Origin of the sequence: Paracoccus spongiarum, from assembly GCF_030732095.1 — a bacterium.
Lineage (GTDB): Bacteria > Pseudomonadota > Alphaproteobacteria > Rhodobacterales > Rhodobacteraceae > Paracoccus > Paracoccus spongiarum.
In genome coordinates, this window is sequence record NZ_JAVAMQ010000001.1 from 1 (window position 1) to 18,697 (window position 18,697).

Below are 18,697 nucleotides of genomic sequence, written 5' to 3' on the forward strand. Positions count from 1 at the left end.
GTAGTTCCACCTGCCCCGTTGCATGCTTTCAGTGTCGTCCATGATCCATCTGGAACGCGGAAGCGGTGATGGTGCGGGGTCGGCAGCTTCGCCCGGAGACCGGGCTCACCTGTCACGACCGGCGCGCCGACGCCCAGACCGCCAAACCTCTGATCCACCTCGGCGGCTTGGGACCGCAGGCGATCGCCGCGAATGACGCCGTCCGTTTCGGTGTGTCTCTCCAGAGCCGAGCGAGCGTTTGCACGCCGGCGTTACCGAACTCTAAACCTGAGCGGTTGGCCGGCGGTTGCAGATCGTCGCGGGCGGGCAATTCGTGTCTGGTGGCACCTGAACACGATGGTCACGGCATACTCCTTGGGCGCGATCCTGCATTGCGGTCCCGCGATGCCGGACCGGCAGCGCAAGGCCGAGGAAGCAGAAGCGACGGTGTCCGCCGAGCGCGAAGCCGTGGCCGGGGCGCGCGCCCGCCAGCAGCGTTCGGCGGCGCAGGCCGAGGCCGCGATGGCGGCCGAGCGGGCGCTACTGGCCCGGCAGGCCGCCGAACAGGACGCAGTTCTGGCGGCGGCCGAGGCGCTTGGCGCCGGGCTGATCGACCCGGCGCAGGACACCATGACGCTGGCGTCCGCCCCGGAAGATCCGGCCGCCGCGCCGATCCTCGCGCGCCTCCACCGCGCGCCCGCCGGCTGGCAGCGGTTCAAGGCCGCCCTGACCCCCGGCTGGCAGCGGATGCGCCAGGCCGCGCGGCACGAGGCAGAGGCCTCGCTCGCTGCCGAAAAGGCGCAGGTAGCCCGCGACCGGGCCGAGATCGACACTGTCCGGACGATGCTCTCGGCGGTGGCGCGACACCTGACGCCTAACGCCGCGCCGCTGCAAACGGCGCGCGAGCAGGTGGAGCGGGTCTTAGCCCGCTGACGGGTGATCCAGAACCGCGACGCCCGCCGCGAGCGTCCAGGCCAGACGCGCGACTGATCGCGGCGGGCGGGGCCGCGACGGGGGCGCGAAGGGGCGGTTTCCCTTTCCGGCAGGCTGACCGACGGGCGGTTGCTTGTGGTCGAATACCAGGGCGCCGAACGCGCCACCAACGAGGACACCCGCAACAAGACCCAGATCTGCGATCTGTTGGGCCAGGACCTCGGGCCAGTTCCATGCAACGGTCGAGCAGCCGAAGCACGGCATGGGCATGGCCGAGCAGATGCGGGCGACCCTCGCGAGGGCAGCACAGACCGCCTAGCAGGGGGTCCAACCCAAATTTCTTTCGTTCAATATCAATGATATGGAAGAAATATTCCGGATCCGCTGCCGTTTCGTTATCGGGCGGAAAGCAACGTTACAACCTCTTGTCCGGGCGCCAGATGGTCCGGCGCCAGCAAGGAGGTCCTCTCGCGCCAGCAGATCGAGCAGGCCGTCGCCCAGGCGGTCCTGACTTGGTTGCCGACGCTGGACGATGCGGCGCTGACCGACTTCATCGCCGGCATCGAGGCTGCGGCCCCCGCCGCCGTCGCCCGCAAGATCGAGCGCCATCCCCTCCGCCCCGCCGCAGTCGCGCCAATCATCGCGAACCAGCGCGCCGATTCCGAAGCCCGGAAAGAGGCCGAACGCGCCGACGCCGCCCGCGCGAAGGAAGCGCGCGAACGCGAGCTGCTGGCCAAGCTGATCGCCAAGCATGGTGCCGCAGCCACCGAGAAGGCGCCCAAGGCCACCGCCGCCTGACGCGCGGGGCTGCCAGGCCCGCTCCCTCTGTCCGTGTCCGAACAAGCGCCCTGCCTCCTGGCAGGGCATTTTACTTTTCGCGATCACTCTGCCATACGACGATGGTCAAAAGCCCGCCGGCTGAATCGTCCTGATGCCGACCGACCGCAGCGCATCGCTGCATCACTAATTCGGCTACCCTATCGTTTCAGCATCAGTGTGCATCAGCTCAGGACGCTGATACTGACGCAACCCGTTGAAAAATCGTGCCCGATCCTGCCTCTGACAGGCAGCCCGGAAATCGCGCAACCCCTTGATTATCCAAGCCGATAATTCGGCGACTCGCGCGTGATCTGGACGTCGTGCACATGGCTTTCCTTCAGCCCGGCACCGGTGATGCGGACGAACTGGCAGTCGCGGCGCATCTCGGCCACGGTGGCGCAGCCGGTGTAGCCCATCGCGGCGCGCAGCCCGCCGACCAGCTGATGGATGACGGTGCCGGCCGGTCCCTTGTAGGGAACCTGCCCCTCGATCCCCTCGGGCACCAGCTTGTCGGTCGCGGCGTCCTTCTGGAAATAGCGGTCGGCGCTGCCGCGGGCCATCGCGCCAAGGCTGCCCATGCCGCGATAGGACTTGAACGACCGTCCCTGATACAGGATCACCTCGCCGGGGCTTTCATCGGTGCCGGCGATGGCGCTGCCGACCATGGCGCAGCTGGCGCCCGCCGCGATCGCCTTGGCGAAATCGCCCGAGAACTTGATCCCGCCATCGGCGATCACCGGGATGTCGCCCGCCGCCCCCGCCGCGTCCATGATCGCGGTCAGCTGCGGCACGCCGACACCGGCCACGATCCGGGTGGTGCAGATGCTGCCCGGCCCGATGCCGACCTTGACCGCGTCGGCCCCGGCCTCGATCAGGGCTCGCGTCGCCTCGGCGGTGGCGACGTTGCCGGCGACCACCTGCACCTCGTTCGAGAACTGCTTGACCCGCTCGACCGCGCGGGCGACGCCGGCGGAATGGCCATGCGCGGTGTCGATCACCACCATGTCCACCCCCGCCTCGATCAGCGCCCGGCTGCGCTCGAACCCCTCGTCGCCGACGGTCGAGGCGGCCGCGACGCGCAGCCGGCCCAGATCGTCCTTGCAGGCCAGCGGGTTCAGCACCGCCTTCTCGGTATCCTTCAGCGTCAGCAGCCCGGTCAGGTGGCCCTGCCCGTCGGTCACCAGCAGCTTCTCGATCCGGCGTTCCTTCATCAGGTCGATGGCCTGCTGGCGGTCCGCCGGCTCGTTCAGCATGGCCAGCCGGTCCGAGGTCATCATCACGCTGACCGGGGTGCGGTCGTCGCTGGCAAAGCGCATGTCGCGATTGGTCACGATGCCCACCACCCGGCCGTGATCGTCCACGACCGGGAAGCCGGTGACGTTGTAGCGGTCCTGAAGCGCCTTCGCGTCGGCCAGCGTCTGGTCGGGCCGCAGGGTGATCGGCTTGTAGACGATGCCGCTTTCGAACCGCTTGACCCTGCGGACCTCGTCGGCCTGCTGTTCGGTCGTCAGGTTGCGGTGGATCACCCCCATGCCACCCGCCTGCGCCAGCGCGATGGCCATGCGGCTTTCGGTGACGGTGTCCATTGCCGAGGACAGCAACGGGATGTTCATGCGGATCGCGCGGGTGACATGGGTGGTCACGTCGGCGGTCGAGGGCATCACCGTCGAGGCGGCGGGAACCAGAAGCACATCGTCGAAGGTCAGGGCCTCACGAATCTGCATGGGGGGCGTCCTTGCGGCAAGATCGTTTGGCAGTTTCCCCTTTCATGGCGAGGCGGATTTGTCCAGCCCGGTGACCGCATTTCCGGTCCCCGGACGATGCCGCCCCGCCCGGCCGATCCGCACCCCCGGGGCCGTGCGACCGACCGGGCCGTTGCGGCAATGTCACGATACCGCAAGGTCAGGATAACCTTATTAAGCATAACGCTGCGTAGCAGATTGATTCACATCGGGCGGGGGCTAATCTGCCCGCATGGGGAGCGCTGTCCCCGACTGGGAGGTTGAAACACATGAAATTCACGATGACCGGCGCCGCGATGCTGCTGATCAGCACCGCCCCGGTGCTGGCAGGCGGGATCGAGCGCGGCAACCAGATGCTGGGCGTCCTGTTCGAGCAGGGCAATTACGCCGAACTCAGCTTTGGCCATGTCAAGCCGACGGTCGAGGGGACAGAGCTTGACCTGCTGACCCCGATCGGGGTGCTGCCGGGCGGCACGCCGATCGGCAACGTGGCCTCCAGCTACAACCAGATCGGCCTGGCCTACAAGCATCAGTTCAACGAGAACTGGTCGGCGGCGGTCATCCTGGACCAACCCTTCGGCGCCGATCTGCTGTATCCGACGCCCGAAGGCGCGGCCGGCGCCACCTCGCGCCTGGGCGGCACCCTGGTCGATGTCGAATCGACGCATCTGACCGGCCTCGTGCGCTATGCCATGCCGCAGAACGGCTTTGGCGTGCATGGCGGCATCCGGGTCGCCCGCGCCAAGGGCGAGGTCGGGTTGTCGGGCCTCGCCTATGGCGCGGTCAGCGGATACAACGTGCAGCTTGATACCAACACCGCTGCAGGCTGGGTCGCCGGCGCCTCGTGGGAACGCCCCGAGATCGCCGCGCGGGTCGCGCTGACCTTCAATTCGGAAATCGAGCATGATTTCGACACCGTCGAAACCGGCCCGCTGATCGATCCAGACGGCGCAGGCCCGCTGCCGGCGCTGCCGCTGCTGGCGGGCACCTCGACCACCACGGTCAACACGCCGAAATCGGTCAACCTGGAATTCCAGACCGGGGTCGCCCCCGACACGCTGGTCTTCGGCTCGATCCGCTGGGTGGACTGGAGTTCCTTCGAGGTGAACCCCGAACGCTTCGTCGCGGTCACCGGCGGCGGCCTGGTCGAGCTTGAGGACACGACGACCTACATGATCGGCGTCGGGCGCAAGTTTACCGACAACTGGTCGGGCGCGGCCTCGTTCACCTTCGAGAAGGCGGGCGACGACCTGGTGTCGCCGCTGGCGCCGACCAATGGCCGCAAGGGCATCACGCTGGCCGCGATCTACACGACCGGCAACATGAAGATCACCACCGGCATCAACTATTCGAAGCTGGGCGATGCGACGCCCGAGACCGGCACCCCCGATGTCGCCCGCGCCAGCATGCGCGACAACAGCCTGTGGGGCATCGGCGTGAAGGTCGGCTACAGCTTCTGAGACGCGCCTTGCCGCACGCCTTCGGGCCCCGCCTTGCCGGGCGGGGCCCTTTGCCGTTCGCATCCCCGCCGCCCGCGCCGGGGCTTCCCTCTGCCTCGCGGGCGCATTAGCTATGCGGGCAGCAAGATGAGGCCCCGATGATCTATTCCAGCGGCAGCGATTGGCGGCAGGCCCCGAACCGGCGGGTGGTGCTGTTCGGCATGTCGGGGCTGGGCAAGACGCATCTGTCCAACCTGCTGCGCGGCACCGGGGCGTGGTTCCACTATTCGGTCGATTACCGCATCGGCACCCGCTACATGGGCGAGTTCATCGCCGACAACTTCAAGCGCGAGGCGATGAAGGTGCCATTCCTGCGCGATCTTCTGCTGTCGGACAGCGTCTATATCGGCAGCAACATCACCTTCGACAATCTCGCGCCCCTGTCGACCTATCTGGGCAAGCCCGGCAGCCCCAGCCGGGGCGGACTGCCCTTCGACGATTACTGCCTGCGCCAGAACCAGCACCGCCGGGCCGAGATCGCCTCGCTGCTGGACACGCGGCATTTCATGGATCGGGCGGTGGATATCTATGGCATCCCGCATTTCGTCTGCGACAGCGGCGGCTCGATCTGCGAGGTGGTCGATCCCGAGGACCCGGACGATCCGGTTCTGGCGGCGCTGTCGCGCGACCTGCTGATGGTCTGGATCAAGGGCTCGGACGCCCATACCGCCGAACTGGTGCGCCGTTTCGACCGGGCGCCGAAGCCGATGTATTACCAGCCGCAATTCCTGGAACGCGCCTGGATCGCCTATCGGGTCGAGAACGGCTTGCAGGGCGACGAGGTCAATCCCGACGACTTCATCCGCTGGACCTATGCCCGCGCGCTGGCGCATCGCCAGCCGCGCTATGCGGCGATGGCGCGGCGCGGCGTGACCGTCACCGCCGAAGAGGTCGCCGCCATCCGCGCCCCCGAGGATTTCACCGACCTGATCGCCCGTGCCATCGACCGCAAGGACCTGTCCGAATGCCCATCACCCTGAACGAGAACCTGCCCGCCTACCGCATCCTGTCGGATGAGGGCGTGATGGTGATGTCGCCGGGGCGCGCGGCGATGCAGGACATCCGGCCGCTGCGGATCGGGCTGCTGAACCTGATGCCCAAGAAGATCCAGACCGAGAACCAGTTCGCCCGGCTGATCGGCGCGACACCGCTGCAGATCGACTTCCAGCTGATCCGCATGTCGGACCACGAAAGCCGCAACACCGCCGCCGACCACATGGAAAGCTTCTACCGCCCCTTCCGCGAGGTCGAGGCCAGCGGCGAGAAGTTCGACGGGCTGGTAATCACTGGCGCGCCCATCGAGCACCTGCCCTTCGAGGCGGTCACCTACTGGGACGAATTGACCCGGGTCTTCGACTGGACGCAAAGCCATGTCCATTCGACCTTCGGCGTCTGCTGGGGCGGCATGGCGATGGCGTGGTATTTCCACGGCCTGGAAAAGCATTTGCTGGACCACAAGGCTTTCGGCTGTTTCCGGCACCGCAACCTGGCCCCGGCCTCGCCCTATCTGCGCGGCTTTTCCGATGACGTGCTGGTGCCGGTCAGCCGCTGGACCGAGGTGCGCCAGCCCGATCTGGATGCCCGCCCGGACCTGACCACGCTGCTGGCCAGCGACGAGGTGGGCCCCTGCCTCGTCGAGGATCAGGGCCACAGGGCCTTGTATATCTTCAATCATCTGGAATACGACCGCGACACGCTGAAGGATGAATACGACCGTGACGTGGCGGCCGGCAAGCCGATCAACGTGCCCCGCAACTACTATCCCGGCGACGATCCGGCCCAGCCCCCCGCGAACCGCTGGCGCAGCCATGCCCATCTGCTTTACGGTAACTGGATCAACGAGATCTACCAGACAACCTGGTATGACATGGCCAAGATAGGAACGGCGTGATGGCGAAGGACAAGCCTGTGGTGCCCGAACTGCCGCTGGTCGGGCGGATCACGGACTATCTGGAAGGCGACGCCCCGAAAGAGGTCCGCAAGGCGATCGCGGGGGCCGGCAAGAAGGACGTGCTGGACCCCGCCTATCCCTACCGCACCGAGATGAGCAGCAGCGATTACGACGCGCATCACGCGCGGCTGCAATTGCAGCTGGTGCGGATGATGCATGACGTGGTCGCCACCGGCAAGCGCGTGGTGGTGCTGTTCGAGGGCCGCGACGCCGCCGGCAAGGGCGGCACCATCGAACGGATGCGCGAGAACCTGAACCCGCGCAACTGCTATATCGTGGCGCTGCCCAAGCCCACCGAACGCGAGGCCGGGCAATGGTATTTCCAGCGCTATGTCGACTGGCTGCCTGCCGCCGGAGAGATCGCGCTGTTCGACCGCAGCTGGTACAACCGCGGCGTGGTCGAACGGGTGTTCGGCTTTTCCTCGGACCAGCAGCGCCATGCCTTCTTCCGCCAGCTGCCGGGGTTCGAACAGACACTGGTCGATGACGGGATCGTGCTGGTCAAGCTGTGGCTGAATGTCGGTCGCGCCGAACAGCTGAAACGGTTCATCGACCGCGAACAGGACCCGCTGAAGCAGTGGAAGCTGTCCTCGATCGACGTGGACGGGCTGGCCAGGTGGGACGACTACACCGACGCCATCCGCGACACGTTGAACCTGTCGCATTCGCCCATCGCGCCCTGGACGGTGATCCGCTCTGACGACAAGCGCCGGGCGCGGATCGCGGCGATGCAGACGGTGCTGAACGCCATCGACTATGCGGGCCGCGACGCCGATGCCATCGGCGCCGTCGATCCGCTGATCGCCGGCGGCCCTGCGATGCTGGATCGGTGATCCGGGCGGCGCTGATCTGGCTGGCGCTGGCGCTGCCGCTGGCGGCGCAGGACCTGCCGGACTGGCAGCATACCAGCATCAACGACATGGCGGGCCTGCTGGCGCCCGAGGATGTGCAGCGGCTGGACAGTGCGCTGATCGCGCTGTTCGAGGCCACCGATATCGAGGGCACGGTGGTCACCCTGCCCGACCGCGCCCGCTTTGGCGGCAACGACGGGCTGGAGCCTTTCGCCACCCGGCTGTTCAACCGCTGGGGCGTCGGCGACCGGCGCCGCAATGACGGCTTCATGGTTCTGGTGCTGGCGGCCGATCGCGAGGTCCGGATCGAACTGGGCGCAGGCTATCCGGCGGCGGCCGATGCGGTCGCGCGCGACATCATCGACCGCGACATGCTGCCCGACTTCCGCGCCGGGCGCCTGTCGCAGGGCATCCGCAAGGGCACCGAGGCGGTGATCGCCCGCATCGCCCGGCCGGCCGCCGAGGGACGCGGCCCTGACGCCCCCCGCGGCAATCTGGTCGGCCGCATCCTGCCCTATCTGGTCTTCGGCTTCTTCGGCTTCGTCGCCGCGAAGATCGGCGCCGGCATCGTCGGCCGCATCCGGCACGGCCGCCGCCCCTGCCCCAATTGCGGCGGCCGCGGGCTGGTCGAGGAGATCGCGCCCCTCGACGCCACCGACGCCGAGGGCCGGCCCCTGGCGCGCCAGTCGGTCTGGACCCGCTGTCCGGCCTGCGGCTGGAGCCGGCACGAGACCCGCGACGCGCCGCAGCGCAGCCGGCGCACGCGCGGGGGCGGCTTCGGCGGCGGACGATCCTCGGGCGGCGGCGCCTCGGGGCGCTGGTAGGTGGGGCCACGGGGTGGCACAAGGACAACGAACGGAGTGAGGAGACACCGATGGATCTGTCACATGCACGCGCCATCGTCACCGGCGGCGCCTCGGGGCTGGGCGCTGCCACGGCACGGCATTTCCGCGACCGCGGCGCCGAGGTCGTCGTGCTGGATCGCGACGCCGCCGGCGAGGATGCCGTCGCGGCTTTCGGCGCGGCCTTCGCGCAGGCCGATGTCACCGACGAGGACAGCGTGGCCGCGGCCATCGCCCGCGCGGTCGACCTGATGGGCGGCATCGATGTCTGCGTGAACTGCGCCGGCATCGCGACCGGCGAAAAGACCGTCGGCCGCGACGGGCCGCACAGCCTGTCGGGCTTTCGCCGGACCGTCGAGATCAACCTGATCGGCAGCTTCAACGTGCTGCGGCTGGCGGCGGCCGAGATGGCGCGCAACCAGCGCGAGGACAACGGGGTGATCGTCAACACCGCCTCGATCGCGGCCTATGACGGGCAGAAGGGCCAGGCGGCCTATGCCGCGTCGAAGGCCGGCATCGCCGGAATGACGCTGCCCGTCGCGCGTGACCTGGCAAGCCTCGGCGTGCGGGTCTGCGCCATCGCGCCGGGCATCTTTGCCACGCCGATGCTGCGCGGCCTGCCGCAGGAGGTGCAGGACGGGCTGGCCGCCGAGGTCACCTTTCCCAGGCGGCTCGGCGATCCGGCCGAATTCGCGCGGATGGCCGCGACCATCGTCGAGAACGGCTATCTGAACGGCGAGGTGATCCGGCTGGACGGCGCGCTGCGGATGCGCTGAGCGCCGCCTCACGGGGGCTGTCACGGCGCCGCGATCCCCTTGCGCGGCCCCGGGCGGGCGGCTAGCCTTTGCAAAAAGAACGTCAACAGGAAGGCCGGATTCCATGCGCTTACTGACCACCACCATCCTTGCCACGGCGCTGGCGGCGCCGGTGTTTGCTGCCGATCCCGAACTGACCGTCTTCGACTGGGCGGGCTTCGAGGAGCCCTCGATCTTCCAGGGTTATATCGACAAGCATGGCGACAGCCCGACCTATGCATTCTATGGCGATGACGACGAGGCGTTCCAGAAGGTCGCCTCGGGCTTCAAGGCCGATGTCGTCCATCCCTGCAGCCAGATGGTCAGCAAGTACCGCGACGCCGGCCTGATCGAGCCGTGGGATACCTCGAAGATCCCCAATTTCGACAAGATCGACCCGAAATTCCTGGAATCCGAGGTGTTCAGCGATGACGAGGGCGTCTGGTACATCCCCACCGACTGGGGCGCGACGGCCATCGCCTACAACCCCGAGACGGTGACGGAAGAGGATGTGTCGACGCTGCAGGTCTTTGTCGATCCGAAATTCCAGGGCCGCATTTCGCTGCCCGACAGTTCCGACGATGTCTGGGCGCTGGCCTATCTGGCCACCGGCGTCACCGACTGGACCGAGATCACCGACGAGCAGTTCGCCGCCGCCGCCGACTGGCTGCGGCAGGCGCATCAGAACGTCGCGGCCTATTGGGCCGACCCGTCCGAGCAGGCGCAGCTGATGGCATCTGGCGCGGTCGACATCGCATGGTCGTGGAATGACGGGGTGACCTATCTGCGCGCCGACAACTATCCGGTGGCGTTCCAGCGGGCGCCGAAGGAAGGATCATCGACGTTCTTCTGCGGCTATGTCAACCTGAAGGACGGGCCGGGCAGCGAGGAGAAGGCCTATGATTTCATCAATGCCTGGCTGGAACCTTCGGCCGGCAAGGCGCTGCTGGACGCGATCGGCTACGGCCACAGCTCGACCGAGGCGATGGCGACCATCAAGGACGAGCCGGCGGTCGCCGAGGGGCTGAGCGAGACCGGCGCCCCGATCCTGGCGCAGACGCCCAACTCGCCCGAGCAGCGCGAGCGCCAGCTGGCCGAGTTCGAGAAGATCAAGGCCGGGTTCTGACGAACCCGGCGGTGGCCGGGGGGCTGTCTGCCCCCCGGACCCCCCGAGGATATTTCGACCAAGGCAAACTTCCGGGACGAGCAGGCCGCGTCAGGGGATCGGCGCGATCAGGATCAGGCCGTCACGGCAGATGACGGGGACGGCATCGAGGCCGCAATCGGCGCCGTCGATGGCGGCGCCGCTGTGGATGTCGAACCGCGCGCCATGCCCGGTGCAGAGCAGCATCGTGCCATCGGCCGACAGCAGCCGGTCGCTGCGATAGTCGAGCGGCAGGAAGTGGTGCGGGCAGGCGTTCACATAGGCGCGCCAGTCCGTCCCGGCCCTCAGCAGGAGCAACGGGAAGTCGCCCCGTTCGGTGCTGACGGTCATCGCGCGCACGCCCGTCACCTCATCGGTGCGGCAGAGAACCGTACCGGGGGCTGGCGCGCTGGAATAGTCGGTCCAGGCCATCGGGTGGGCGGCGCGGCGCCTGCGGGTGCCGCGCCGGCTGTCCTAGTCGGTGGACTCGGCCGCAAGGACGCCGCGGCGGATCTGGTCTTCCTCGATCGATTCGAAGAGGGCGCGGAAATTGCCCTCGCCGAAGCCGTCATCGCCCTTGCGCTGGATGAACTCGAAGAAGATCGGGCCAATCACCGTCTTCGAGAAGATCTGCAGCAGGATGCGGGTTTCGCCGCCGCCGACCACGCCTTCGCCATCGATCAGGATCCCGTGCTTTTTCATCTGGTCCAGCGGTTCCTCGTGCCCGCTGACGCGGCGGTGCGACATCTCGTAATAGGTCGCGGGCGGTCCCGGCATGAATTCCATCCCGGCCTCGGCGATCTTGTCGGTGCCGGCATAGATGTCGTTGCTGGCGATGGCGATGTGCTGGATGCCCTCGCCCTTGTATTCGCGCAGATATTCCTCGATCTGGCTGTGATCGTCGGTGGATTCGTTGATCGGGATCCGGATCTTGCCGTCGGGCGAGGTCAGGGCGCGGCTGACCAGGCCGGTCTGCTTGCCCTTGATGTCAAAGAACTTGATCTCGCGGAAATTGAAGGTGTCGTGGTAGAACTTGTACCACGTGTCCATGTTGCCGCGGATGACGTTGTGGGTCAGGTGGTCGAGATAGTAGAAGCCGAAGCCCTCGGGCCGCGGATCCGCCTCGCCCAGCCAGTCGTAATCGGCCTCGTAGGCGCTGCCCGCATCGCCATAGCGGTCGACGAAATAGAGCAGCGAGCCGCCGATGCCAAGGACGGCCGGGGCCTCGATGGACTTGCCCGGCCCGGTGTATTCGGTGGCACCCAGATCGAGCGCGCGTTTCAGCGCCGCCTGCGCATCGACCACGCGCCAGGCCATCGCCGGGGCGCAGGGGCCGTGTTCGGCCACGAAGCCGGCGGCATGGCTGTCGGGATCGGCGTTCAGCAGGTAGTTGATGTCGCCCTGACGATACAGGGTGATGTCCTTGTCGCGGTGCCGGGCGACCGGCGTGAAGCCCATCTGCCGAAAGATCCGGTCGAGGACCGTCGGGTCGGGATGGGCGAATTCGACGAATTCGAAGCCGTCCGTGCCGGCCGGGTTGGCGGCGCTGATCGTGGCTTTCGGGGCGTTGTGCGGAAAGGGGCCCATGCGCTCCTCCTGAATTGGCTGGTTCCTGTCGAGATGTGTCCATCATGCCCCAAAAACGCTGCACATTCCGTGCGAAAGACGTGGCAGGCGGACCGGAAATGCACGATACTTGCGCCAAAGGACGGAGTGACGCGCGAAATGACGCTGGACAGCTTTGACATCGCGATCCTGACCGCCCTGCAGCGCGACGGGGCGATGACAAACGCCGCGCTGGCCGAACAGGTGAACCTGTCGGCCTCGCAATGTTCGCGCAGGCGGGCGGCGCTGGAACAGGCCGGCGTGATCGAGGGCTATGCCGCACGGCTCAGCGCGGCCCGTCTGGGCTATGGGCTGCGCGCGGTGATCCGGGTCAACCTCTCGGGGCATGGCCAGGGCCGCGAGGAGGATTTCGCCCGCTTCGTGGCCGGTCATCCGCAGATCCGGTCGGCCTTTTCGGTGTCGGGCGATGCGGATTACATCCTCGACATCCGCGCCCGCGACCTGGACGCATTCGCCGATTTCATCCATCGCCATCTGTTGCCGCATCCGCAGGTCGCGCAGGTCCGGTCCGAGATCGTGCTGAAGACCCTGAAGGACGAGGGCGGGATCGCCCTGCGCTGAGCGGGCCGGGGACGCCCGCCGATTATCGATCCGGCTCATGATCTTCTGGAGAATTATGAATTTGCGGACCGGGTGCCGTCTGAATATGGTGCGGGCCTCGCGACGAAGGATGACCCGATGCCCGCCAGACTGCCCCCGTCCCCCGCATTCGCGGCGCTGAACCGCCTTGCGGCGCAGCGCATCCTGATCCTCGACGGCGCGATGGGAACGCAGATCCAGCAACTTGCGCTGGACGAGGACGGCTATCGCGGCCACGGCGGGGGCCATGCCTGCCGCCATCACAGCGATCATCCGCAAAAGGGCAACAACGACCTTCTGATCCTGACCCAGCCCGAGGCGGTCGAGGAGATCCATTACCGCTATGCCCGGGCCGGGGCCGACATCGTCGAGACGAACACCTTCTCGGCGACGACCATCGCGCAGGCCGATTACGGGCTTGAGGCGGCGGTCCACGACCTGAACCTGGAGGGTGCGCGCATCGTGCGCCGGGCGCTGGACCGCGCGGCGGCCGAGGACGGGCGGCCGCGCTTTGTCGCCGGTGCCCTGGGGCCGACCAACCGCACCGCCTCGATCAGCCCGGACGTGAACAATCCGGGCTACCGGGCCGTCAGCTTCGAGGATCTGCGCCGCGCCTATCTTCAGCAGGCGCAGGGGCTGATCGCGGGCGGCGCCGACATCCTGCTGATCGAGACCATCTTCGACACGCTGAACGCCAAGGCCGCGATCTTCGCCTGCCTGCAGGCGATGGAGGCGCATGGCATGGCGCTGCCGCTGATGATTTCGGGGACGATCACCGATGCCTCGGGTCGCACCCTGTCGGGGCAGACGCCGACGGCCTTCTGGCATTCGGTGCGCCATGCCCGTCCCTGGAGCGTGGGGCTGAACTGTGCGCTGGGCGCCGCCGCCATGCGGCCGCATCTGGCGGAACTCTCGGGCGTGGCCGACACGTTGATCTGCGCCTATCCCAATGCCGGGCTGCCGAACGCCTTCGGCCAGTATGACGAAGGACCGCTGGATACCGCGGCGCAGATCGCCGACTTCGCCCGCGAGGGCCTTGTCAATGTCGTCGGCGGCTGCTGCGGCACCACGCCCGACCATGTCCGCGCCATCGCCGAGGCCGTGGCGCCCTTCAGCCCGCGAAAGGTGCCCGAATATGCCTGACCGCCTGTTGCGCCTCTCGGGCCTCGAACCCTTCGTTCTGACCCCGGACATCCCCTTCGTGAATGTGGGCGAGCGGACCAATGTCACCGGCAGCGCGCGGTTCCGCAAGCTGATCACCACCCGCGACTATGCCGCCGCGCTGGAGGTTGCCCGCGACCAGGTCGAGAACGGCGCCCAGATCATCGACATCAACATGGATGAGGGGCTGATCGACTCGAAGGCCGCGATGGTCGAGTTCCTCAACCTGCTGGCGGCCGAGCCCGACATCGCCCGCGTGCCGGTGATGATCGACAGCAGCAAGTGGGAGGTGATCGAGGCCGGGCTGCAATGCGTGCAGGGCAAGCCGGTCGTGAATTCGATCAGCATGAAGGAGGGCGAGGACCAGTTCCGCCAGCAGGCCGGCCTGTGCCTCGCCTATGGCGCGGCCGTGGTGGTCATGGCCTTCGACGAACAGGGCCAGGCCGACACCGCCGCCCGCAAGATCCAGATCTGCCAGCGCGCCTATCGCATCCTCGTCGACGAGGTGGGCTTCCCGCCCGAGGACATCATTTTCGACCCCAACATCTTCGCCGTGGCGACCGGGATCGAGGAACACGACAATTACGGCGTCGATTTCATCGAGGCCGCGCGCTGGATCCGCACGAACCTGCCCCATGCCCATGTCTCGGGCGGCGTGTCGAACCTGTCCTTCAGCTTTCGCGGCAACGAACCGGTCCGCGAGGCCATGCATGCGGTGTTCCTCTATCACGCCATCCAGGCGGGGATGGACATGGGCATCGTCAATGCCGGGCAACTGGCTGTCTATGACCAGATCGACCCCGACCTGCGCGAGGCCTGCGAGGACGTCGTCCTCAATCGTCGGGCCGATGCCACCGAACGCCTGCTGGAGGTGGCCGAACGCTATCGCGGCGAAGGCGGCGCCAGAGCGCGCGAGAAGGACCTTGGCTGGCGCGACTGGCCGATCGGCAAGCGGCTGGAGCATGCGCTGGTGAACGGCATCACAGAATATATCGAGGCCGACACCGAAGAGGCGCGCGGCCAGGCCGAACGCCCGCTGCATGTGATCGAAGGCCCGCTGATGGCGGGAATGAACGTGGTGGGCGACCTGTTCGGGGCGGGCAAGATGTTCCTGCCGCAGGTGGTGAAATCGGCCCGCGTGATGAAGCAGGCGGTGGCCGTCCTGCTGCCCTACATGGAAGAGGAAAAGCGGCTGACCGGCGCGACCGACCGCGAAAGCGCCGGCCGCATCCTGATGGCGACGGTCAAGGGCGATGTCCACGACATCGGCAAGAACATCGTCGGCGTCGTGCTGGCCTGCAACAATTACGAGGTGATCGACCTGGGCGTGATGGTGCCGCCGCAGAAGATCCTGGAAGTCGCGCGGGCCGAGAAGGTCGATGTCATCGGCCTGTCCGGGCTGATCACCCCCTCGCTGGACGAGATGGTCCACATGGCCGCCGAGATGGAGCGCGAGGGCTTCACCATCCCGCTGCTGATCGGCGGGGCGACGACTTCGAAGATCCACACGGCGGTGAAGATCGCGCCGCGCTATGCCGGCGGGCCGGCCGTCTATGTCACCGATGCCAGCCGCGCGGTCGGCGTGGTGTCCGCGCTGCTGAGCCCCGCCCAGCGCGATGCCTATGTCGAGGGCATCCGGACGGAATACCAGGATGTCGCGGCGCGGCACGAACGGGCCGAGGCCGCCAAGACCCGGCTGCCGCTGGCTGCGGCGCGGGCCAACAGGCTGGCGATGGACTGGTCGGCCCATCGCCCGGTCGCGCCGGCCTTCACCGGAACGCGCATCGTCGACGACTGGGATCTGGCGCAGATCGCGCGCTATATCGACTGGACCCCGTTCTTCCAGACATGGGAGTTGAAGGGCGTCTTTCCGCGCATCCTCGAGGACGAGGCGCAGGGCGAGGCGGCGCGCAACCTGTATCGGGACGCGCAGGAGATGCTGGGCCGGATCATCGAGGGCAGGTGGTTCCGCCCGCGGGCGGTGGTGGGCTTCTGGCCCGCCAATGCCGTGGGCGACGACATCCGCCTGTTCACCGGCGAGGATCGCGGCACCGCGCTTGCGACGCTGCACACGCTGCGCCAGCAGGTCACCAAGCGCAACGGCCGCCCGAATGTCGCGCTGGCCGATTTCGTGGCGCCCGAGGGCATCGCCGATCATGTCGGCGGCTTTGTGGTGACCGCCGGCCCCGAAGAGGCCGAGATCGCCGCGCGCTATGAACGCGCCAACGATGATTACGGCGCGATCATGGTCAAGGCGCTGGCCGACCGCATCGCCGAGGCCATGGCCGAGATGCTGCACGAGCGGGTCCGCAAGGAATTCTGGGGCTATGCGCCACAGGAGGATCTCGGCCCCGAGGATCTGATTGCCGAACGCTATGCGGGCATCCGGCCGGCCCCCGGCTATCCCGCCCAGCCGGACCACACCGAAAAGCTGACCCTGTTCCGGCTTCTGGATGCCGAGGCGGCGACCGGCGTGACGCTGACCGAAAGCATGGCGATGTGGCCGGGAAGCTCGGTCTCGGGGCTCTATCTGGCCCATCCTGACGCCTATTACTTCGGCGTCGCCCGGATCGAGGAGGATCAGGCCCGCGACTATGCCGACCGCAAGGGCAGGCCGCTGGCCGAGATCGAGCGTTGGCTTGCGCCGATTCTCAATTACAATCGCACCGGCACCGCCCCCGAGGCGGCCGATCGCATCGGAGAACGCGCATGAGACCCACACGGATCGCGGCGGCCGGCCTCGTGGCCATTGCGGCGCTGGCCGCCCCCGCCCTGGCCGAGCCCGACTTCTGGCAGGTTGCCGGTGTTCCCGCCAATGACGTGCTGAACATCCGGGCCGAGCCCTCGGCCCGGGCCCGGCAGACCGGCGCCCTCGCCAATGGCGATCTGGTCCGCAATGCGGGCTGCCGCGACACCGCGGCCGGACGCTGGTGCCGGATCGAGTTGCTGGACGAGATGGGCGGCAGCGGCTGGGTGAATGCCGGCTTCCTGCGCGAGGGCCGTGCCCCCGGCCAGAGCGCGCATCACAGCCGGGCCCGGATGTGGCGCGTGGTCAATGTGGGCCCGAACGACGTGCTGAACCTGCGCGACGGTCCCTCGCCCCGCAACCGGATCATCGGCGCGCTGGCCGAGGGCGACATGGTGCGCAACCTCGGCTGCAGCCAGACCGGCGACGGCCACTGGTGTCAGGTCCAGTTGACCGACGAGATGGGCGGCACGGGCTATGTCAACGCGGCCTTCCTGCGCCGCAGCCGCTAGGCTCTGGCGCCGGTGCCTGCGTCTCAGTCCTTGCTGTCGCGGGCATAGGCATCCTCGTATCGGATGATGTCGTCCTCGCCCAGATAACTGCCGGTCTGCACCTCGATCAGCACCATCGGCACCTTGCCGGGATTCTCCATCCGGTGAACCGCGCCAAGCGGCACATAGATCGACTGGTTCTCGGTCACCAGCGTCACCGTGTCGTCGACCGTCACCCGCGCGGTGCCGCTGACCACGATCCAGTGCTCGGACCGGTGGACATGGCTTTGCAGCGACAGCGCGGCGCCCGGCTTGACCACGATCCGCTTGACCTGGAAGCGGTCGGCCAGCGCCAGCGTCTCGAACCAGCCCCAGGGCCGGTGGTCGCGGGGAAAGGCCATCGCCTGCTTGCGGTTCTTCTTCTTCAGCGCGGTGACGGCCAGGCGCACATCCTGCGCGCGACTCTTGTCGGCCACCAGCACCGCATCGCTGGTGGCGACGACCATCACATCCTGAAGCCCGATCCCCACCACCTGCAGGTCCTCGCTGTCGGACCGCAGCAGCACGTCATGGCAGTCGATCGCTGTCGAGTTCGCATCCGCGACCACGCCATCGCCCTGCGCGCCGTCGCCCAGCATCTCGCGCCAGACTGCATCCCAGCCGCCCAGATCCGACCACCGGTCCGAAAAGCGCACCACGGTCAGGTTGTCGGCCTTCTCCATCACCGCGTAGTCGATGGAATTGTCGGGCAGGCCGTCCCAGGGTGCGCGGGCCAGGCGCAGGAAGCCGATATCGGTCCGTGCGCCGTCCAGCGCGGCCTGCACCGGGTCGATGTAGTGCGGGGCATGGGCGCGGAACCCGTCGATCATCGCCTGCGCGCTGAAGAGGAAGATGCCGGCATTCCACAGGAAATTGCCCTGCGCCAGCATCTCGGCCGCGCGGGCCGCATCGGGCTTTTCCACAAAGCGGGCCAGAGGCTGCGGCCCCTCGCCCTGCCCGGCCAGTTCCAGATATCCGTACCCGGTCTCGGGGCGGTCGGGGGTGATGCCGAAGGTCACGATCCGCCCCTCGCGGGCGGGGCCTGTGCCCGCCTCGACCGCGCGGACAAAGGCAGCCGTGTCCGGGATGACATGATCCGAGGGCGCGACCAGCAACAGCCGCTGCGGGTCCTCGGCGGCGACCATCAGCGCGGCGGCAAGGATGGCGGGCGCGGTGTTGCGGCCCGACGGCTCGATCACGATGGCGCCCGGTTCAAGCCCGATCTGGTCAAGCTGTTCGGCAACGATGAAGCGGAAATCGGCATTGGTCATCACCACCGGCGCGGTGAAGGCCGCGCCCGACAGCCGCCGCGCCGAGGCCTGGAACAGCGTCTCGTCACCGATCAGCGCGGCGAACTGCTTGGGGAACGCCTTGCGCGACACCGGCCACAGCCGCGTGCCCGACCCGCCCGCCATCAGAACCGGTGTAATCATGCTCATCCCAAGCCCCCCAGACGCGCCGCGCCGCCAGATGCCGCCCAAGGCCGGGCGGTCTTACCATG

Annotated in this window: 17 protein-coding genes; 13 read left to right on the forward strand and 4 right to left on the reverse strand. The window is 67.7% G+C overall.

The window, feature by feature from the left end:
• Positions 1-354: 354 nt before the first annotated feature.
• Positions 355-912, forward strand: a complete 558-nt coding sequence (locus tag Q5Y72_RS00005; RefSeq protein WP_305961413.1) for a hypothetical protein — start codon at positions 355-357, stop codon at positions 910-912.
• Between the two features lie 516 nt (positions 913-1,428).
• On the forward strand, positions 1,429-1,710 hold the full coding sequence (locus Q5Y72_RS00010; RefSeq protein ID WP_305961414.1) for a hypothetical protein: 282 nt from the start codon (positions 1,429-1,431) through the stop codon (positions 1,708-1,710).
• A gap of 296 nt (positions 1,711-2,006) precedes the next feature.
• On the opposite strand, the gene guaB is transcribed toward Q5Y72_RS00010, so the two are convergent.
• On the reverse strand, positions 2,007-3,455 hold the full coding sequence (gene guaB / locus Q5Y72_RS00015) for an IMP dehydrogenase (protein WP_305961415.1): 1,449 nt from the start codon (positions 3,453-3,455) through the stop codon (positions 2,007-2,009).
• A gap of 287 nt (positions 3,456-3,742) precedes the next feature.
• Here guaB and Q5Y72_RS00020 point away from each other — a divergent pair, with 287 nt between their 5' ends.
• The 7 genes from Q5Y72_RS00020 to Q5Y72_RS00050 all read left to right on the forward strand — a co-directional run bounded on the left by Q5Y72_RS00020 (position 3,743) and on the right by Q5Y72_RS00050 (position 10,536).
• Positions 3,743-4,933: an OmpP1/FadL family transporter gene (locus tag Q5Y72_RS00020; protein WP_305961416.1), complete on the forward strand. Its 1,191-nt coding sequence runs from the start codon at positions 3,743-3,745 to the stop codon at positions 4,931-4,933.
• Positions 4,934-5,070: 137 nt separating this feature from the next.
• Positions 5,071-5,952, forward strand: coding sequence for an ATPase (locus Q5Y72_RS00025; RefSeq protein ID WP_305961417.1), 882 nt, complete (start codon positions 5,071-5,073; stop codon positions 5,950-5,952).
• On the forward strand, positions 5,937-6,863 hold the full coding sequence (locus Q5Y72_RS00030; protein WP_305961418.1) for a homoserine O-succinyltransferase: 927 nt from the start codon (positions 5,937-5,939) through the stop codon (positions 6,861-6,863). The genes Q5Y72_RS00025 and Q5Y72_RS00030 overlap by 16 nt, the downstream gene beginning before the upstream one ends.
• The gene (gene ppk2, locus Q5Y72_RS00035; RefSeq protein WP_305961419.1) at positions 6,863-7,756 is read left to right on the forward strand and encodes a polyphosphate kinase 2; all 894 of its coding nucleotides are present in this window, start codon (positions 6,863-6,865) and stop codon (positions 7,754-7,756) included. The genes Q5Y72_RS00030 and ppk2 overlap by 1 nt, the downstream gene beginning before the upstream one ends.
• A complete protein-coding gene (locus Q5Y72_RS00040) occupies positions 7,753-8,598 on the forward strand; it encodes a TPM domain-containing protein (RefSeq protein WP_305961420.1) in 846 nt (281 codons plus the stop codon). The genes ppk2 and Q5Y72_RS00040 overlap by 4 nt, the downstream gene beginning before the upstream one ends.
• 50 nt (positions 8,599-8,648) lie before the next feature.
• Positions 8,649-9,392 carry an SDR family NAD(P)-dependent oxidoreductase gene (locus Q5Y72_RS00045; protein ID WP_305961421.1) on the forward strand — a complete coding sequence of 248 codons (744 nt, stop codon included), beginning with the start codon at positions 8,649-8,651 and terminating at the stop codon, positions 9,390-9,392.
• A gap of 103 nt (positions 9,393-9,495) precedes the next feature.
• Positions 9,496-10,536: an ABC transporter substrate-binding protein gene (locus tag Q5Y72_RS00050; RefSeq protein WP_305961422.1), complete on the forward strand. Its 1,041-nt coding sequence runs from the start codon at positions 9,496-9,498 to the stop codon at positions 10,534-10,536.
• A 90-nt stretch (positions 10,537-10,626) separates the two neighbouring features.
• On the opposite strand, the gene Q5Y72_RS00055 is transcribed toward Q5Y72_RS00050, so the two are convergent.
• Together Q5Y72_RS00055 and hppD are read right to left on the reverse strand one after the other, a co-directional pair.
• Positions 10,627-10,986 carry a Rieske (2Fe-2S) protein gene (locus tag Q5Y72_RS00055; RefSeq protein WP_305961423.1) on the reverse strand — a complete coding sequence of 120 codons (360 nt, stop codon included), beginning with the start codon at positions 10,984-10,986 and terminating at the stop codon, positions 10,627-10,629.
• A gap of 42 nt (positions 10,987-11,028) precedes the next feature.
• Complete coding sequence (hppD, locus tag Q5Y72_RS00060; protein ID WP_305961424.1) at positions 11,029-12,141, reverse strand: 4-hydroxyphenylpyruvate dioxygenase; 1,113 nt, start codon at positions 12,139-12,141, stop codon at positions 11,029-11,031.
• 126 nt (positions 12,142-12,267) lie between these two features.
• On the opposite strand from hppD, the gene Q5Y72_RS00065 reads away from it, so the two are divergent.
• The 4 genes from Q5Y72_RS00065 (at position 12,268) to Q5Y72_RS00080 (ending at position 17,178) form a co-directional block, all read left to right on the forward strand.
• Positions 12,268-12,741, forward strand: a complete 474-nt coding sequence (locus tag Q5Y72_RS00065) for an Lrp/AsnC family transcriptional regulator (protein WP_305961425.1) — start codon at positions 12,268-12,270, stop codon at positions 12,739-12,741.
• A gap of 117 nt (positions 12,742-12,858) precedes the next feature.
• Entirely contained in the window at positions 12,859-13,902 is a 1,044-nt protein-coding gene (locus Q5Y72_RS00070; protein ID WP_305961426.1) for a homocysteine S-methyltransferase family protein, read from the forward strand.
• Complete coding sequence (gene metH, locus Q5Y72_RS00075) at positions 13,895-16,633, forward strand: methionine synthase (protein WP_305961427.1); 2,739 nt, start codon at positions 13,895-13,897, stop codon at positions 16,631-16,633. The genes Q5Y72_RS00070 and metH overlap by 8 nt, the downstream gene beginning before the upstream one ends.
• Complete coding sequence (locus tag Q5Y72_RS00080; RefSeq protein ID WP_305961428.1) at positions 16,630-17,178, forward strand: SH3 domain-containing protein; 549 nt, start codon at positions 16,630-16,632, stop codon at positions 17,176-17,178. Before metH ends, Q5Y72_RS00080 begins: the two co-directional genes overlap by 4 nt.
• A gap of 23 nt (positions 17,179-17,201) precedes the next feature.
• On the opposite strand, the gene Q5Y72_RS00085 is transcribed toward Q5Y72_RS00080, so the two are convergent.
• A complete protein-coding gene (locus Q5Y72_RS00085; protein WP_305961429.1) occupies positions 17,202-18,635 on the reverse strand; it encodes a mannose-1-phosphate guanylyltransferase/mannose-6-phosphate isomerase in 1,434 nt (477 codons plus the stop codon).
• Between the last annotated feature and the right edge of the window lie 62 nt (positions 18,636-18,697).

Excerpts from the sequence above, each read along its gene's own strand:
- hppD (WP_305961424.1), bottom strand. The coding sequence starts at position 12,141 with ATGGGCCCCTTTCCGCACAACGCCCCGAAAGCCACGATCAGCGCCGCC.
- guaB (WP_305961415.1), bottom strand. The coding sequence starts at position 3,455 with ATGCAGATTCGTGAGGCCCTGACCTTCGACGATGTGCTTCTGGTTCCC.
- Q5Y72_RS00030 (WP_305961418.1), top strand. The coding sequence starts at position 5,937 with ATGCCCATCACCCTGAACGAGAACCTGCCCGCCTACCGCATCCTGTCG.
- ppk2 (WP_305961419.1), top strand. The coding sequence starts at position 6,863 with ATGGCGAAGGACAAGCCTGTGGTGCCCGAACTGCCGCTGGTCGGGCGG.
- Q5Y72_RS00055 (WP_305961423.1), bottom strand. The coding sequence starts at position 10,986 with ATGGCCTGGACCGACTATTCCAGCGCGCCAGCCCCCGGTACGGTTCTC.
- Q5Y72_RS00025 (WP_305961417.1), top strand. The coding sequence starts at position 5,071 with ATGATCTATTCCAGCGGCAGCGATTGGCGGCAGGCCCCGAACCGGCGG.
- Q5Y72_RS00070 (WP_305961426.1), top strand. The coding sequence starts at position 12,859 with ATGCCCGCCAGACTGCCCCCGTCCCCCGCATTCGCGGCGCTGAACCGC.
- Q5Y72_RS00045 (WP_305961421.1), top strand. The coding sequence starts at position 8,649 with ATGGATCTGTCACATGCACGCGCCATCGTCACCGGCGGCGCCTCGGGG.
- Q5Y72_RS00020 (WP_305961416.1), top strand. The coding sequence starts at position 3,743 with ATGAAATTCACGATGACCGGCGCCGCGATGCTGCTGATCAGCACCGCC.
- Q5Y72_RS00085 (WP_305961429.1), bottom strand. The coding sequence starts at position 18,635 with ATGAGCATGATTACACCGGTTCTGATGGCGGGCGGGTCGGGCACGCGG.
- Q5Y72_RS00050 (WP_305961422.1), top strand. The coding sequence starts at position 9,496 with ATGCGCTTACTGACCACCACCATCCTTGCCACGGCGCTGGCGGCGCCG.
- Q5Y72_RS00080 (WP_305961428.1), top strand. The coding sequence starts at position 16,630 with ATGAGACCCACACGGATCGCGGCGGCCGGCCTCGTGGCCATTGCGGCG.
- metH (WP_305961427.1), top strand. The coding sequence starts at position 13,895 with ATGCCTGACCGCCTGTTGCGCCTCTCGGGCCTCGAACCCTTCGTTCTG.